12 protein-coding genes are annotated in these 16,372 nt (G+C 58.7%); 7 read left to right on the top strand and 5 right to left on the bottom strand.

All coding sequences use genetic code 11. The annotated features are described in order from the left end of the window. Window positions 1-6: 6 nt before the first annotated feature. Entirely contained in the window at window positions 7-1,032 is a 1,026-nt protein-coding gene (locus tag D8Y22_RS19440; RefSeq protein WP_141466326.1) for a PstS family phosphate ABC transporter substrate-binding protein, read from the bottom strand. Between the two features lie 410 nt (window positions 1,033-1,442). Between D8Y22_RS19440 and D8Y22_RS19435 the strand changes: the two genes are divergently transcribed. Then, the gene (locus tag D8Y22_RS19435; protein WP_141466325.1) at window positions 1,443-2,438 is read left to right on the top strand and encodes a phosphate uptake regulator PhoU; all 996 of its coding nucleotides are present in this window, start codon (window positions 1,443-1,445) and stop codon (window positions 2,436-2,438) included. 941 nt (window positions 2,439-3,379) lie between these two features. Here the strand turns inward: D8Y22_RS19435 and D8Y22_RS19430 are convergent. From D8Y22_RS19430 to D8Y22_RS19420, 3 genes are all read right to left on the bottom strand, one after another. Beyond that, window positions 3,380-4,378: an asparaginase gene (locus D8Y22_RS19430; RefSeq protein WP_141466324.1), complete on the bottom strand. Its 999-nt coding sequence runs from the start codon at window positions 4,376-4,378 to the stop codon at window positions 3,380-3,382. A gap of 105 nt (window positions 4,379-4,483) precedes the next feature. Further along, window positions 4,484-6,253, bottom strand: a complete 1,770-nt coding sequence (locus tag D8Y22_RS19425) for a Na+/H+ antiporter NhaC family protein (RefSeq protein WP_174811926.1) — start codon at window positions 6,251-6,253, stop codon at window positions 4,484-4,486. 246 nt (window positions 6,254-6,499) lie between these two features. Further along, on the bottom strand, window positions 6,500-7,264 hold the full coding sequence (locus D8Y22_RS19420; protein ID WP_141466323.1) for an IclR family transcriptional regulator: 765 nt from the start codon (window positions 7,262-7,264) through the stop codon (window positions 6,500-6,502). A gap of 443 nt (window positions 7,265-7,707) precedes the next feature. Between D8Y22_RS19420 and D8Y22_RS19415 the strand changes: the two genes are divergently transcribed. Next, a complete protein-coding gene (locus D8Y22_RS19415) occupies window positions 7,708-8,943 on the top strand; it encodes a methylaspartate ammonia-lyase (protein WP_141466322.1) in 1,236 nt (411 codons plus the stop codon). Window positions 8,944-9,433: 490 nt separating this feature from the next. On the opposite strand, the gene D8Y22_RS19410 is transcribed toward D8Y22_RS19415, so the two are convergent. After that, on the bottom strand, window positions 9,434-10,192 hold the full coding sequence (locus tag D8Y22_RS19410) for an IclR family transcriptional regulator (RefSeq protein WP_141466321.1): 759 nt from the start codon (window positions 10,190-10,192) through the stop codon (window positions 9,434-9,436). A 461-nt stretch (window positions 10,193-10,653) separates the two neighbouring features. On the opposite strand from D8Y22_RS19410, the gene ilvA reads away from it, so the two are divergent. The 5 genes from ilvA to gcvPB all read left to right on the top strand — a co-directional run bounded on the left by ilvA (window position 10,654) and on the right by gcvPB (window position 16,357). After that, a complete protein-coding gene (ilvA, locus tag D8Y22_RS19405; protein ID WP_141466320.1) occupies window positions 10,654-11,892 on the top strand; it encodes a threonine ammonia-lyase in 1,239 nt (412 codons plus the stop codon). Between the two features lie 170 nt (window positions 11,893-12,062). Continuing rightward, entirely contained in the window at window positions 12,063-13,175 is a 1,113-nt protein-coding gene (gene gcvT, locus D8Y22_RS19400; RefSeq protein WP_141466319.1) for a glycine cleavage system aminomethyltransferase GcvT, read from the top strand. Between the two features lie 2 nt (window positions 13,176-13,177). Further along, complete coding sequence (gene gcvH / locus D8Y22_RS19395; RefSeq protein ID WP_141466318.1) at window positions 13,178-13,552, top strand: glycine cleavage system protein GcvH; 375 nt, start codon at window positions 13,178-13,180, stop codon at window positions 13,550-13,552. A gap of 7 nt (window positions 13,553-13,559) precedes the next feature. Beyond that, window positions 13,560-14,927, top strand: a complete 1,368-nt coding sequence (gene gcvPA, locus D8Y22_RS19390) for an aminomethyl-transferring glycine dehydrogenase subunit GcvPA (RefSeq protein WP_141466317.1) — start codon at window positions 13,560-13,562, stop codon at window positions 14,925-14,927. Then, window positions 14,927-16,357, top strand: a complete 1,431-nt coding sequence (gcvPB, locus tag D8Y22_RS19385) for an aminomethyl-transferring glycine dehydrogenase subunit GcvPB (protein WP_141466316.1) — start codon at window positions 14,927-14,929, stop codon at window positions 16,355-16,357. The genes gcvPA and gcvPB overlap by 1 nt, the downstream gene beginning before the upstream one ends. The last annotated feature ends 15 nt before the right edge of the window (window positions 16,358-16,372 follow it).

Genomic DNA, 16,372 nt, shown 5'->3' with positions numbered 1-16,372 from the left:
CCGTGGTTACGCTCGCTGAACGGTGAGATCGTCGGGCGATGCGCCGACCTGGTCGAGCCAGTCGTCGATCTTGTCGTGGTTCTCTTGCTGTGCGGCGTCAGTCGTGGCGTAGAAGCCCTCATCGCGGGCGAACTCGTGTTGGCCGTTGGTGTAGAAGCGAGCGAAGGAACCGATGAGGTCGGTTCGGTCCTCGAGGCTGGCGATGTTGACGAACGCGAACAGGGGGCGGGCGAGCGGCGAGTAGTTCCCCTCCTCGATGTTCTCCTGCGTGGGGAGATAGAAGTCGCCGTCCTGGTCGCTCTCGACGGGGACGGCCTCGATCGGTTGATCGTCTTCGATATCCCGAAGGTAGCCCAGACCACCCCAGCCGAAGCCGTGCTCGTTGTCGGCCACGGCACCCATGATCTCGTTGGTCTGGCTGGTCGCGGAGTAGTCGTCGCGGACGTTGCCCATCTCGCCGTTGATCTCGCGAGTGAAGTAGTCGAACGTGCCCGACGCGCTGTCACGTGCGTGGAGTTCGATCTCTTCGTCGGGCCACTCGCTTCGAATGTCGCTCCAGGTTTCGACGTCGGATTCGAATTCCCAGACCTGCTGCAGTTCCTCGAGCGTGATCTCCTCGACCCAGTCGTTCTCGGCGTTCTTGACGACCGCGAGTCCGTCGAGACCGACCTCGATAAAGCCGTACTCGACATCGTTCTCGCCACAGAGGTCGACTTCGTCGTCCGTAATCTGTCGACTCGCGCTCTGGACGTCGGAGTTCGCCCGGCAGAACTCCTGAAAGCCGGCACCGGTTCCCTCCGGTGCGACATCGACGAGGACATCGGGGTACTCGTTGGAGAACTGTTCCCCGGCCCAGGACGTGATCGGTGCGACGGTGTTCGACCCGGACGCATCGATCGTCCCGGAAAGCTCACCGTCACCGCTCGCGCTGCAACCGGCAATCGCTGCAACTCCTGCCACGGCACCGACAGCCAGGAAGTTCCGCCTCGATACCCCGCCGAAACCGGTTTGTCCGGACGTGTTGTCCGTCATCACGTCAACTGTGCCGCGGACGGTATAAAGGCAATGCTAATATCTATATATCTATCTGCTGATCCAAATAGAGTTCTCTATATCGATACATAGTCCACAAGAGGGGGCAGTACCATCGTCTATTAGCCATGTCTCTCACTGTACACCCTCACGCGACACGAACAGAATGCGGACGGAGACGAACACGATCCGAGATCCGCGACGGACCAAACCCGAATACGGGGAGCAGACCCCTGGCGCGTAGATTGCAGTACATTCAAATATATAGTGATATATATGGTATAGTATCGAACGTATCTCTCTGTTTGGATAGGACAAACACAGTAGTAATCGTCGCCAAGTGGCGTGCAATCACCACTGACTCTATAGATGAAGATAGATTTATGTTCCTCCCATAGAGAGTGCGCTATATGGAGACGCGGAAAGTCCAGGTAACTGGAGGCTCGACATACACCGTCTCGCTACCCAAGACGTGGGCAACGGCAAACGACATCAGTAACGGCTCGACCGTCGAACTGTACTCCGAAGACGACACCTTGCTCGTGACGCCCCAGACCACGACCGAACATCAGGAGGGCACACTCGAGATAGCGACCCTCGAGGACGAACAGCTGATTCGAGCCGTCCTCACGATGTACGTCAGCGGCTTCGATATCATCACGCTCGAGGCAGATCGCATCACGACCGACCAACGGCGAGCGATCCGAAACGCGATCCAGGGGCTCATCGGCGTCGAAATCGTCGAAGAGCAGACCGGTACCGTCGTCGTCCAGGATCTGCTCGACTCCGCCGAGCTATCGATCATCAACGCCGTCACCCGAATGCGCCTGATCGCGACCTCGATGCTCGAGGACGCGATCACCGCCCTCGTCGAAAACGACGACGACATCGCCCACGACGTCACCGAGCGCGACGACGACGTCGACCGCCTCTGGCTCGTCGTCTCCCGCATCTTTCGTGCGACGTTGCGATCACCGAAAGCCGCCGAAGAACTCGGTGTGCCACGCGAAGACTGTTTCGACTACCACTCGAGTGCCCGTCAACTCGAGCGCATCGCGGATCACGCCGTCAAGATTAGTCAGCTGACGCTCAAATTGGACGACATTCCGGACAACGTCGCCGACGCCTTGCTCGACCTCCACAGCGATACCGACGATATCATCGAGAAAGCGATGGACGCGCTGTTTGCCGAGGAAAGCGACCAGGCAACCGATTTCGGCCACGACGCGCTCGAGTCAGTCCTCGAGATCGACGAACACACGCGCCACATCGACGACATGCTCCGGGAGCTCGAGCCGGCCCACGCCCAATCGCTGGGGTTGATTCTCGACTCGCTTTCCCGAAGTGGAGACTACGGAGGGAACATTGCCGAAACAGCCCTGCAAAAAGCGGCCCCGAGCCCGTAACGGCACCGCCAGCGGTGAACGCTACAGTTACCGGCGCAACCGTGGTCCGGGTCGCGGTTACACCGGCAACAGCGTACACTAAACCGTATCGGGGCCAGACCTCGAGTGGGCTATCTCCGTTCCCAGGTTACTACAGAAGTCTGTAACAGGTATCTGTAATAGAAGTCCGGTATCGGTTAATAGAATCATCGACCGAGCGGAGCCACCCGAGCGAGAGCGACGACCTCCTGAACTCGGTGTGTCACAAGGAGTTCATATCGTCGGACAGCGGGCAATAAAGCGACTTCGGTGGACCGGTCCGGCGAATTCGTCCGATAGTTCTGTCCGATAGGATCAGTAGCGGGGTGCGCGAGCCAATTGGTGTTGGAAGCTTCGATATCCCGTCGCCCCCGCTAGGTGAATATTGGGAGAAAGGCAGCCTAAAGCTACTGGCCAAAAACGTCTCGGCTGGTTTTGGGCTGTGGGTTTGCTGAGCGAGGGCGCTACGCCACCGTTCGTAAGGAGCCCGCCAGCAGTCTGGATAGTGAATAGTTAAATATTATGAGTTGTATTCGATGTTGGTTGTTTTGAACATAGAGTTTGATATTGCGTCATAGTAGTTCGCTCGGGGATACGTTGTACTCTACAAAATCTAACTAAATCTCGGTGGGAAGGTCGTCATGGTGGTCGAACGTAGGCACAAAAACCCCGACTTACACCGCATTACTCCGGCATCTCATATCTACACAGCGCCGCCGAGAACGGTCAGAAGAGGTACGGCCGATCGACATCCCGACGCCCTAATCATCGACGCTTGAGTTAGTCCCCTTCCTATTATATTGGTTCTAAGTTAGTATTCCCCAATTATACCAGAATAGAGTAATTATGTCGAGTCGGTCACATCTGTTTTGATTGTGCGATTTCTGTACGGAACGTCGGCTTTGTGGAGACAGTTACACATCTCATTCAGTTCGGACGTATCCGTGACCGTCATACCGTTCGGGATCAAAGAGCCCACGGACATCGTCGCCGTGGTCCCGTGCCGACAGTGCGACAAGGAGTTTGAGCCGGGCCTTGTGAGCCGAGAGGTTCGACGCGAATACGGTACCCGCCTCCTCGAGCGTCCGTCCGCCACCGCCAGAGCCATAGACGCCGGCAACGACGCCGTTTCGGCACCGCGTCGTGACGACGACAGTGACGCCCGCCTCTATCGCGTCTGCGACAGCTGCAGCCACATTTTCGGGGACGTTTCCCAGTCCGAGCCCGTCGACGACGATGCCGTCGACGCCGCGGTCGACGGTGTCTCGAATCAGGTCGCCGTCCGTGTCCGTCGACGTCGGGACGACAGTGACGGTCGCCGTCAGTTCCCGAACCGAGACCGTCCGCGACAGACTCTCGGGACGCCGGTAGAACCAGAACCCATCCGGCGTCCGTTCGGCAACCGGCCCGTAGTTCCCCGAGTCGTAGGCGTCGGGATTACTGCTGTGGTGCTTCGTCACCGGCCGTGCTGCATGGAGTCGTTCGTTGAAGAAGACGTAGACGCCGTCACGGACGTACTCGTGGCTCGCCGCGTCAAACGCGCCACAGACGTTCGCCGGCCCGTCGGGACCGATCTGGTCGTGTGCCCGCTGGGCACCCGTAAGGACGACGGGCACGTCTCCCTCGAGGACAAGATCGAGGAAATAGGCCGTCTCCTCGATCGTGTCAGTTCCGTGGAAGACCACGACGCCGTCGACATCGTCAGCGACGGCCCGAATTCGGCCGGCAAGCGCCTCGAGGTCTTCAAGAGCCAGTTCCGAACTCGGCGTCTGCATCAACTGATCCAGTTCGACATCGACGCGGTCGAAGACATCCGGATAGTCTCGCGCCAGTTCCTGGACCGATTCGGTCGGGACGGTCCCGTCCTCGCTCGAGGTACCCGCGATCGTCCCACCGGTGGCGATAGCATGGACGGATGGCATGTGTGACACTAACAGAAGGAGACGTATAGCGGTTATGATCGGTCTTAGTTCGGTCAAGCAGTCCCGAACAAACGCGAGGAAAAGGCAGAATCGATTGCGAGTGAGTCAAAATCCGAAGGTCACGAACGCGAACACCAGACCGAGGTACGCGAGGACGACGCCGACCGCGATAAGCGGGATCGACGTGAAGAAGTCGTAGGTTCCGTTAGCGCCCGTCACTGCGGAGCGATTCCCGTTCTCGATTCCCGCAACATCGACCTCGCCGTTGTCGATCGCCTCGGCCGTTGGCATAACCTCTGGGAGGTTCTTGCGGCGCGCGTCGAACTTGTTCAGCGCGACGACGACGCCAGCGGTGAGGACGATCGACAGTGGGAGCAACACCATCGCGGAGGTGATTCCAACGGCGTACAGCAGCAACGCGACCACGGTCACGCCGGCTGCGGTCATCGCGAACGGGATCTGCGTGTTCACGTGGTCGATGTGATCGGACCCGGCGAAGATCGAAGACATCACGGTGGTATCGCTGATCGGCGAGACGTGGTCACCCCAGATTGCGCCGCCGAACAGAACACCCATCAAAACTGGGAGGATCGACAAGCCAACCAGTTCGTACCCCAGCGGGATCGCAAGCGGTGTCAGGATCGCCATGGTCCCCCAGGAGGTCCCCGTCGTGAACGCGATAAACATCGCAGCGACGAAGATGATAAGCGGCAAGAACGACCCAGGAATACCGCTGCCGACCATCACGTCGACGATGTACTGTGCCGTTCCGACCTGTTCGGCCGCGTGGCCGATGCTCCAGGCAAGGACGATGATCGCAGCCGCGATCATCATCGTTTTGAACCCATTGATCACGGTGTCGCTGGCCTCCTCGAGGTCCATGGCGCCAAAGCCAACCGCACCGAACATCCCGACGACCATGAACGCGAACGAACCGTACAGAAGTCCGAGCGCAACATCGGTCTCCTGGAATGCAGTCGCAACATCGACGCCAGGCTGGTGGCCGCCGCCCAGCCACCACAGGGAGACGACGCCGACGATCAGCAGCGTCAGAATCGGTGCGAAGAAGTTGAACAGGGTCGGGTTCTTCTCGCTTGGCTCACCGACATCGGTCGTGATATCGGAAAGCGGCGTCGCGTCGTCACGGCGAGTCTTCTTCTCGGCCCGCGAGCGCCACTCGGCGTCCAGCATCGGGCCGTAGAACCGCTGGGTGATCGAGATGAACCCGACCATAAAAAAGGCCAGGAAACAGTAGATGTTCCACGGAATGCTCTGGAGGAACAGACCAAAGGCAGTGATTCCGACTTCCGAAGCAGTGAAGCGCGCGGCCTCGAACCCGACAATGATCATCGAGACCTGGTACCCGATCCAATTTGAAACCGGACCGAAGGTCGTCACCGGCGACGTCGTCGAGTCGAGCACGTAGGCGTGCATCTCCCTGGAAGTATTGGTTTCCTCAGAGAGTTCTCGAGTCGCGTTACCTGTAACGATCGTGCTCGTATACGAGTCGAAGAAGATGAAAATCCCGATGATCCACGTCAAAATCTGGGAGTCACGGGCCGTGTTCACCCGGTGGCCGATCCAGTTCTGAAGCGCAAGGATCCCGCCGGATTTGTAGATAAACGCGGCGCCGGCACCCATAAACATGATTAAGATCAAAAACGTGGTGTTGAAAGGCGATCTAACGACTTCCACGATCCAACCCATCGACAGCGCCGTCGCCGCAATCGGATCCCAGCTGGCAATCATCAATGCACCGACCCATACCCCAGCGAACAACGACACGAGAACCTGCCGCGTATACATCGCGAGTACGATCGCGAGAATCGGTGGTGCCAGTGCCAGTGCTGCAACCGGAAGAGATTCGTATGTCATACACACTCAATGTGAGACCTACACTATTTTAATCTTTTGAATGGAAGGAGGGAAGCGATCAGATTGGGGGATGCAGTGGCGTTTACTACAGGATATTCAACAAATATAGCCGGAAAATAGATGAGTACTGTACCGATGTCCCGGCGCAACCACGACCTGGACGGCGGTTGCGTCGGAACTGACGGACGGGAAATTGTATCAGTGGCGACTATAGATTATCCGTTCGTTCGCCGATCTCGAGTCAGGTTACAGGAGTCCCTGCGAAACCAGTTCCGCCTCGAACTCCGGCACGACTCGCTGCAGAATGTCGGGAAATTCCTGGTGGAGGTCAGTGTCTTCGATCCGGTATGCCGGGCCGGAAACGGTGAACCCCCCGATGACGTGTCCGTCCGGATCCTCAGCGACGACGCCGGCGACGCGTTTGCCTGGAATCGACTCCTGATCGTTGATCGCGTAGCCCCGTTCCAGAATGCGGTCGAGTTCGGCGTCGAGCTCCGCTCGCGACGTAATTGTCTCCGCTGTGAGTGACGGGAGTCCCCATCGGTCGACGATCTCGTCGACGCGTGACTCGGGCAATCGAGCGAGGATTGCCTTCCCGATGGCCGTCGTATGCATGTACTCGTAGTTGTTAAGCCGAGAGCTCGGCGTGGCGGAACTGCCGACCGAATCGAATAGCGTCACGATGCGCCCGTTCTCCTCGATTCCAAAATCGGATTCCTCGTCGGACTGCTCGGCGAGTGTGATGACGTACTTGCCCGCCAGTTCGTATACCTTGCTGCGGTTCCGGACGTACATCCCGATGTGATAGAATCTCGCCCCGAGTCGGTATTCGTCGCCGTCAGAGGCGACGTAACCGTGCTTTGAGAGCGTATAGAGATGTTTGTATACGGTGCTCTCGGATAACTCGAGTGTCGCCGCGAGTTCGGCCGGCGTCGCCCCGTCAAGCTCCTGAATCGTCTCGATAACCGCTAGCGATGTTTCGGTCGTCGTTAAACGTTGACTCTGGGTCATACGTTCTCTTGCTCTCTAACCCTCATAAATCTATGTATCATGGAATTCTCGTCGTTCAGCGTAGCGAACATCCACTGATCGTATCGGTAGCGGAGGTGCTCTCTCCCGTGCTGGGTGGGGGTATCCTGAAAACCCTGCCTCATGATTTTTAGCTCACCGTCTCTTTGGGGGATTGGCCGTCTTCTGCACCGTATCCGAGTCGTTGAATTGGAACACGAATACGTCATCCACCGTGTACCACCGCTTCGATCCAGCACCAGGGTTACACCCATACACTTGTAAATAATCGATCTCCTCGCCGACCCGAGAAAAGAGCCATGGGAAAGACAATTCCATGTATAATAGAAAGAGTTTGCCACAACGGGATACAGTCCGAGAGCAATGCTGCCCCTGTAATAGGAATTTATATATAACCCCCCAATAAATACTGGCATGGACGACAAATGACAAAGGTAGCTAACATAACCGCAGTGGAGACGACGGGTGGATTCTACTTTGACGATAAGGAAGCTATCGTGGCGAACGCGGAACGAGACGGATTTCTGTACAAAGGAGAGGTGATTACCGCGGGATTTACCGATGTCCGCCAGCCAGCCGAAGCCGCAAGTGTAATAATCGAACTCGAAGACGGCCGAACCGGTCTGGGTGATTGTACAGCAGTCCAATACTCGGGATTCGGTGGCCGCGACACGGTTTTTACTGCGGAGGATCACCTCGAGCAGATTGAGACGACGGTTTCAGAAGCCCTCGCCGGTCAGGATGCCCGTGAGTTTACGACCAACGTCGAGATTCTGAGCGATATTGCTGCGACGGAAGAGTTACACACGGCAGTCCGATACGGCGTCTCCCAAGCGCTACTCGATGCTGCAGCGACGGCGTCCGGACAGACGATGACGGAGGTAATCGGTGCCGAATACAGCATCGACCGTACGCCCAAACCGGTTCCAATCTACTGTCAAAGCGGCAGTGACCGCCGTCGAAACGCCGAAAAGATGATTCTCAAAGAGGTTCCCGTTCTTCCTCACGGGCTGTTTAACTCGGTAGCTGAGATCGGCCCCGATGGAGAACGGCTCCTCGAGTACCTGGAGTGGCTCAGCGATCGAGTGACCGAGCTCAGTTCTCCGGAGTACGACCCGACATTTCACGTAGATATCTACGGGACGGTCGGGGAAATCTTCTCGCCCCCGTACGATCGCAACGAGGTGATAGACTACTTCGCAGCTCTCGGCGACGCTGCATCGCCGTATTCACTCCAAGTAGAAAGTCCGATAGAGGCTGGATCACGCGATGATCAGATTCGTGTACTCGGAACACTCCGGGACGCCCTAACCGAGTGTTCGATACCCGTAGACATCATCGCCGACGAGTTTTGTAACACCTACGACGATGTCACCGCCTTTGTTGATGCCGGCGCGGTCGATGTCGTCCAGATCAAGACGCCCGATCTCGGTGAAATTACTGCAAGTATCGACGCTGTCCAGTACTGCGAAAACACCGATACGCGTGCATACTTAGGCGGAAGCTGTGCGGAAACGGATGTTTCGGCTCGAGTCTGTGCGCAGATAGCGCTCGCGACACAACCGGCACAGATACTGGCAAAGCCCGGAATGGGAGTCGACGAAGGGTATCAGATCGTTGCCAATGAGATGGCTCGGACGAGCTATCGAATAAACAGTTAATACTGCTGCAGAACTTGTGGGAATTCGCCGCCGCGTCCGCGGTAACCCAAAACGAGTATGTCTGCTTCGATTACGTCGGCGTAGTCATACTGTCGGACAGAATTGTGCAAACCCTACATATAAACATACTTGACTAACTGGCTCCCACCCCGAATTGTGGAGACGGTCAACACACATTTATAAAGCATGAAATCAATTTTTATTCAGATCGATCAATATAGTGGGTATAGTCGCTCGTCGTTTAAAATCGATAGCTGGATGATTAAATTCGTTACTATTGATATATACACAATATTATTCACTAATCTTTAATAGATACCAATCAAAAGAGAGTACATACAGGTTCGCTGTCGGCGGTCCTATCATGTTTTTACCAATTAAAGTACTCAGTTTCAGACTGTTTGATGAGAGAACACATCGTAAATACTACTGCATAGCACTCGAAAACTAGTTTATATACGACAATGTTTTACATAAGTACAGTAGTAAATCAGTCGTACTGCTCGAGTTCGGACTCGAGTTCGGTAACGACGGGGCGTAACTGTGCGGCGATCTCGTTATCCTCCGGTAGGCGATACGGTGGGCCGGAGATATCCAACGAACCGAAGACCGATCCGTCTGGATTGTCGATCACCATCGCGACCGAGTGTAATCCTTCGAGTTCTTCCTGTCGATTCACTGCATACCCCTGTTCTCGAACTCGCTCGAGTTCGTCGAGTAATTCGTCCACATCGGTGATCGTATTCTCCGTATATTTCGGGAGGCCCCAGGTATCGATGATCTCGTGGACGCGATCCCCCGAGAACGCTGCAAGCATCGCCTTGCCGCTTGCGGAGCTATGCATGTGGAAGTAGCGACCGACCTGAAAGCCGGGATCCGACGGCGACGGCGTCTCGTCGTAGAGGATGATCGATCGGCCGTACTCTTCGACTGCGAAACTTACCTCCTCGTTCACCTGATTTGCGAGTTCGAATGCCTTGTCTCGGGCCAGGGTGTATCTGGGGTCGCGTCGACGAGCGTTTTCCCCAATGTAGAAAAGTCGCAATCCGAGTTCGTACGTACCGTCGATTCGGGTCACGTACTCCGCTTGCTCGAGCGTTTTGAGATGGGTATGGAGCGTACTGGTTGCGAGGCCGGTATGATCGGCCAGTTCGGTCAACGTCGCCCCGTCGAGTGTATTGATCGCTTCGACGACTGCAAGCGACGTCTGGGTGGTTTTTCGCGTGTCGGCGTCCCTCGAGTCGGGCATATCCAGTACAAGGTGAATCGCAGGTATAAATGTACGTGACAATCCCCACGAGCGTCGCCAGCGTTCAGTATCTGGGAACGCAATTCCGTGACAAATGGACACGACTGGACGAATCCAACGAGGCTCGAGGATAGAAATTCCAGCAGTGTATGTTACCAGTTGCCATAGACCTATATTTCATGATTCAGAATAAGGTATTTATATTTTCCAGCCTGAATTTATCTAGGCGTGCCGTTCTGTTTCCCAGTGTGAGGAATTTCGTCTGCAACGCAGTTCATCGATGGGCGAGAAGATGCCTCGGTAGAGGCACCCGTAGCTATAATACGGTTCGTACGTACGGTTTACAGGAACGACCATCACGCGACGGGCTGACGAACGGCGGCTACCGGTGATGGCTCAGGAAACGAGACACACTGGACGTCGTTCCAACAGCCGCAATCGGGGTGGCACGAGACAGAGCGATGAACGTAACTATAACAGATATTCGACAGGCACAACGACGGTGTGACGACGAGGCGGTCGTTCGGCAGACACCGATCGAGACGAGTCGAACGCTGGACGACGCCGTCGGTGCAACGGTCCGACTCAAGATGGAACACCTCCAGCGAACGGGCTCGTTCAAAACGCGAGGCGCGTACAACAAACTCGCGAAACTGACGGGATCGTCGGCGACAGCGACAGGCGTCGTCGCCGCGAGCGCGGGCAACCACGCACAAGGGGTTGCGCTCGCGGCGACAAAAGCCGGCTTCGACTCGACCATCGTGATGCCGCGGAACGCGCCACAGGCAAAGATCGATGCAACGGCGGACTACGGAGCCGACGTTACCCTCCACGGGAAGACGTTCCGCGAGGCGATGGATCACGCGAAGACGCTCGTCGACGACGAGTCGGTGTTCGTCCACGCGTACGACGATCCGGAGATCGTCGCCGGCCAAGGCACGATCGGCCTCGAGATCCTGTCGCAGGTGCCCGACGTCGATACGGTGATCGTGCCGATCGGCGGCGGGGGCCTGATCGCGGGGATTGCGACGGTAATCGACGAGTTAGCCCCGGAAACGCGACTCGTGGGCGTCCAGGCGGACGGCGCGGCGACGGTTCCACAGAGTCTGCAGAAGGGTGAGCCACAGTCCGTGGAATCGGTCCAAACGATCGCCGACGGGATCGCGACGGGCGGGATCGCACCGCTTACGTACGACATCATCCGGGACCGGGTCGACGATGTCCTCACAGTCTCGGATACCGCGATCGCCGAGAACGTCTTGTTCCTGCTCGAGCGGACCAAACAGATGATCGAGGGAGCCGGCGCGACCACGATCGCAGCGCTTCGGAGCGACCAACTGGACATCGAGGGCGATACCGTCGTGCCGGTACTCTCCGGCGGGAATCTGAGTATGACGGATCTCCAGACGGTCCTTACCCATGGCCTCTCCCATCGGGATCAGCTGGTCCGTCTTCGGGTCCACATTCGTGACCAGCCGGGCGAGATGAGCCGTATTTCCGCGATCATCGCCGAACACGGCGCCAACATCTTCGACGTGAGTCACGAGCGAGCGGCCACAGAACTCGGCGTTGGAAACGCCTACTTGCAGTTTCGGATCGAGACCAGCGGGGTCGACCAGACGGAACGAATTATCGACTCGATCCGAGACCGTGGATACGACGTTAGCTATCGAAGCCAGTGTCCGTCGGTAGAGGCCTGAGACGGTTTGTGGAACGATGTACCGTACGACCGCGACGCGTTACGGTGCCACCGGCAACGGCTGCAGACCGTCAGCGCGGGCGCTAGCCGTGCAAGCACGCGATAGATCGCGACAGTCGCGATCCACTCGGCAGGGAAATCTATTTAATCGACTATTCGAATGATCAAGACGTGTCGTTACATACGCCGCCACTTGCGACTGTACACCGTGGCGCTGGCGCCGATTTCACCGACTTCGGTGGGTGGGAGATGCCGGTGTCGTTCGATTCCATTCGGACGGAACACACTGCCGTCCGGGAATCGGTTGGTATCTTCGACGTCAGCCATATGAGTGAAATCGTCGTCAGTGGCCCCGATGCGACGGAGTTGATGAATCTCCTGACGACCAACGACGTTCGATCGTTAGCGCCGGGTGACGCACAGTACTCGTGTATCCTCGCGGAGACCGGCACGATACTCGACGACACCGTCGTCTATCGGTATCCCGAACGGGACGGATACCTCTTCGTTCCAAACGCTGGACACGGGAAACAGATGGCCGACCGTTGGTCGACCTACGCCAGGAAACGTGGACTCACCGTGAGCATCCACGATCGAACGGACGACACCGGGTTGGTCGCCGTGCAGGGACCGGCAGCCATCGAGACGGTCGAATCCGTCGCGGCGGGCTCGATCGCAGCCCTCTCACGGTTCGGCGCGACGCGAACCGACATCGACGGCGTGGACTGTCTCGTCGCCCGAACCGGCTACACCGGCGAAGACGGCGTCGAGATATTCTTCCCGGCCGAGGAGTCGACGACCGTCTGGAACGCGTTCGACGGCGTCCAACCCTGTGGACTCGGTGCCCGCAACACGCTTCGACTCGAGGCCGGCCTCCTGCTGTCGGGCCAGGATTTCGATCCCGACGACGAGCCACGAACGCCGCTCGAGGCGGGACTTGGCTTCGTCGTCGACTTCTCGAAGCCCGAGTTCGTCGGCCGAGAAGCGCTTCGCGACCTCGAGCACGAGGGGGTCGACGAGCAACTCGTCGGCATTCGCGTCGACGAGCGAGCGATCGTTCGAAGTGGATACGAGATTTTCCAGGATGGGGACTCGATCGGACACGCGACCAGCGGGACGATGAGTCCGACGCTTGGCTGTCCGATCGCACTCGGATACCTCGACACGGCGTACGCCGAGGCGGGAACGTCGCTTGAGGTCGACGTTCGCGGTCGGGCCGTCGACGCGACGGTCGTCGACCAGCGATTCCTCGAATCACTCGAGACAACGGAGGAGACGAAGTAACGATGAATTTTCAGATACCTGACGAACTACAGTACGCTGCATCGCACGAATGGGTAGACCGTCGAGACGAGGTCGTTCGGATCGGCATTACGGATTTCGCTCAGGACGAACTCGGCGATATCGTCTTCGTCGAACTCCCTGCGGAAGGAGACACGGTCGATCGGGACGAGGCGTTCGGACTCGTCGAGAGTATCAAGGCGATCTCCGACGTGTACGCGCCGGTTGCTGGCACCGTCGTCGAAATCAACACGGCGGTCCGCGAGCAGCCGGAACTCATCAACGAGCACCCGTTCGAAGACGGCTGGCTGATCGAACTCGAGCCAACGGGCGAGTTCGATCACCTTCTTGAGCCGGCGGAATACCGAGCACAGCTGTGATCAACGGATGAACGGAAATACCACACTGACGACGAGAGAAACGACGGACGAGAAACAGACGGGAACGCCATTTGCGCCCCAGACCGACGAGGATGTCGCGGCGATGCTCGAGGCGATCGGCGTCAGTGATGTCGACGAACTGTTCGACATCCCCGATGCAGTGCGGTTCGACGAGTCGTTCGACATTGACGCTGGCTCGGAACAGACCGTCGTCCGGGAGCTAACCGAGACGCTCGAGCGAAACGACGCGCCGATCGAATTCCTCGGGCGCGGCCACTACGCACACCACGTCCCGTCGCTCGTCGATCACATCTCGCTTCGATCGGAATTTATCACGTCGTATACGCAGTACCAGCCGGAGATCACCCAGGGATTCCTGCAGGTGCTGTTCGAGTACCAGTCGCTGCTGGTCGAACTGACCGGCCTCGAGATCGCCAACTGCTCGATGTACGACGCGGCGACCGCGCTCGGCGAGGCCGCGACCCTCGCCGACCGCGTGCGGGAAACGACCGGGGATCGCATTCTCGTCCCCGACTACATCAGGGCGGAGCGACGCGACGTTCTCGAGAACTACGTCGCCGGTGCCGACCTCGTCGTCGAGGAACTCCCGGCCGACGACGGCGTGACGACGCCCGAGATACTCGAGGAAGCGATCGACGACGATGTCGTGATGACGTATCTCGAGAGTCCGACGACCGACGGCGTACTCGAAGAACACCTCGAAGAAATCGGCGAGATCGTGTCGGCTCACGACGGCATGTTCTGTCTCGGGACCGACCCCGTCGCGCTGGCGCTGTTGCGTTCGCCGGCAGATGTCGGCGTCGACGTGGTCGTCGGCGACGCGAGCGTGCTCGGGATGGGGCCGAGCTACGGGATGGGACTGGGGCTGTTCGCGTGTCGCGAGGCGTATCTCCGACAGGTTCCGGGACGGTTGGTCGGCGCTTCGAGAGACGACGACGGCAATCGGGCCTTTACGCTGACGCTGCAGACCCGCGAACAACACATCAGACGCGAGCGGGCGACGAGCAATATCTGTACGAACCAGGCCTGGGTGGCGTTGCGAGCGGCGATTCACGCCGCGTCGCTGGGCCCGTCGGGACTCGTCTCGCTGGCCAAGCGCTGTCATCGACTCGCGGAACAGACCGCGTCACGGCTCGAGGAAATCGAAGGCGTCTCGGCACCGGTTCGGGACCGCCACCACTTCAGGGAGTTTCGGGCTCGCGTCGACGACGCCAACGCGGTCGCCACAGCGATCGAAGCGAATGGGTTCGCGATTCACGTCGTCGACGAGGAGACGGTACAGATCTGCGTGAGCGATCGGAACGAACACCGGATCGACGAGCTGGTCGACGCGTTCACGGAGGTGGTAAACTGATGCAACGACATACCCAAGCCATCTGGAACGACGACGACTCCGAGGGGTACGAGCCGCTGCTGTCCGAGCGGAATCTCGAGACCGTCGAGGTCGACGACACCGACCTCCCCGATCACCTCACTCGGGATTCGCTCAAGTTACCGGAGCTCTCGGAACCGGAACTGGCCCGTCACTACACCAGACTCTCACAGATGAACTACGGGATCGACAGCGGTCCCTATCCGCTTGGCTCCTGTACGATGAAGTACAACCCGAAGTTCACCGAGGATATCGCGTCGCTACCCAGCGCGGCGGTCCACCCGGATCGGGACGAAGCCAGCGTGCAAGGGACCTTGCAAATCTACCACGAACTCCAGGACTATCTCGCCCGCATCGGCGGCATGGACGCCGTCACGCTGCAGCCACCCGCCGGCGCTGCAGGCGAGTTCGCGGGCATCCTGATCGCGCAGGCCTACCACGAGGACAACGGCGAGGGCGAGCAACGATCCGAGGTGATCGTACCGACCAGCGCTCACGGGACGAACTTCGCGAGCGCAGCGCTTGCCGGCTACGACGTCGTCGAACTCCCCGAAGACGACGACGGACGAGTCGACCTCGAGGCGCTGTCGGCCGCGGCTGGCGACTCGACCGCCGCCCTCATGCTGACGAACCCGAACACCCTCGGCTTGTTCGAGCGCAATATTGAGGAGATCGCGACGATCGTCCACGACGCGGGCGGGCTCATGTACTACGACGGGGCGAACCTGAACGCGCTACTGGGTCGCGCTCGACCCGGCGACATGGGGTTCGACATCATGCACTACAACGTCCACAAGACGTTCGCGACGCCCCATGGCGGCGGCGGTCCGGGTGCGGGCCCGGTCGGGGTCAGCGAACAGCTCGAGTCCTTCCTGCCGAACCCGCAGGTCCGCGAGCGCGACGGCGAGTACGAACTGTTCGAACCCGAGCGCTCGATCGGGAAGGTCCACGGCGCGATGGGCAACTGGCTCGTCCTGCTCAAGGCCCACGCCTACATTAGCCGACTCGGCGGCGACGGACTCCGCGATGCGAGTGCCAAAGCCGTGCTCAACGCGAACTACCTCGCGAGCCAGATCGACCTCAAGATTCCCTTCGAGCCGTTCCACCACGAATTCGTCGCGAGCGCGGGCGATCGAGACGCCGCCGATTTCGCCAAGCGAATGCTCGATTACGGCGTCCACCCGCCGACGACGAAGTGGCCCGAGAACGTGCCAGAGGCGCTGATGACCGAGCCGACCGAAGCCGAGAGCAAGACGTCGCTCGATCAGTTGGCCGAAGCCTTCGGCGCCGTCGCGGCCGACGAGCCGTCCGCACTCGAGGACGCCCCGAAGGCGACGTCCGCGAAACGAATCGATCAGACCAGTGCTGCTCGAGAGCCACAGCTCTCGTGGCACCAACTGGAGTCGAGATAACACCGACGACGACAG

It is taken from the genome of Salinadaptatus halalkaliphilus (genome assembly GCF_006543045.1).
Classification (GTDB): Archaea; Halobacteriota; Halobacteria; order Halobacteriales; family Natrialbaceae; genus Salinadaptatus; species Salinadaptatus halalkaliphilus.
This window is presented reverse-complemented; position numbering and strand designations above follow the sequence as displayed.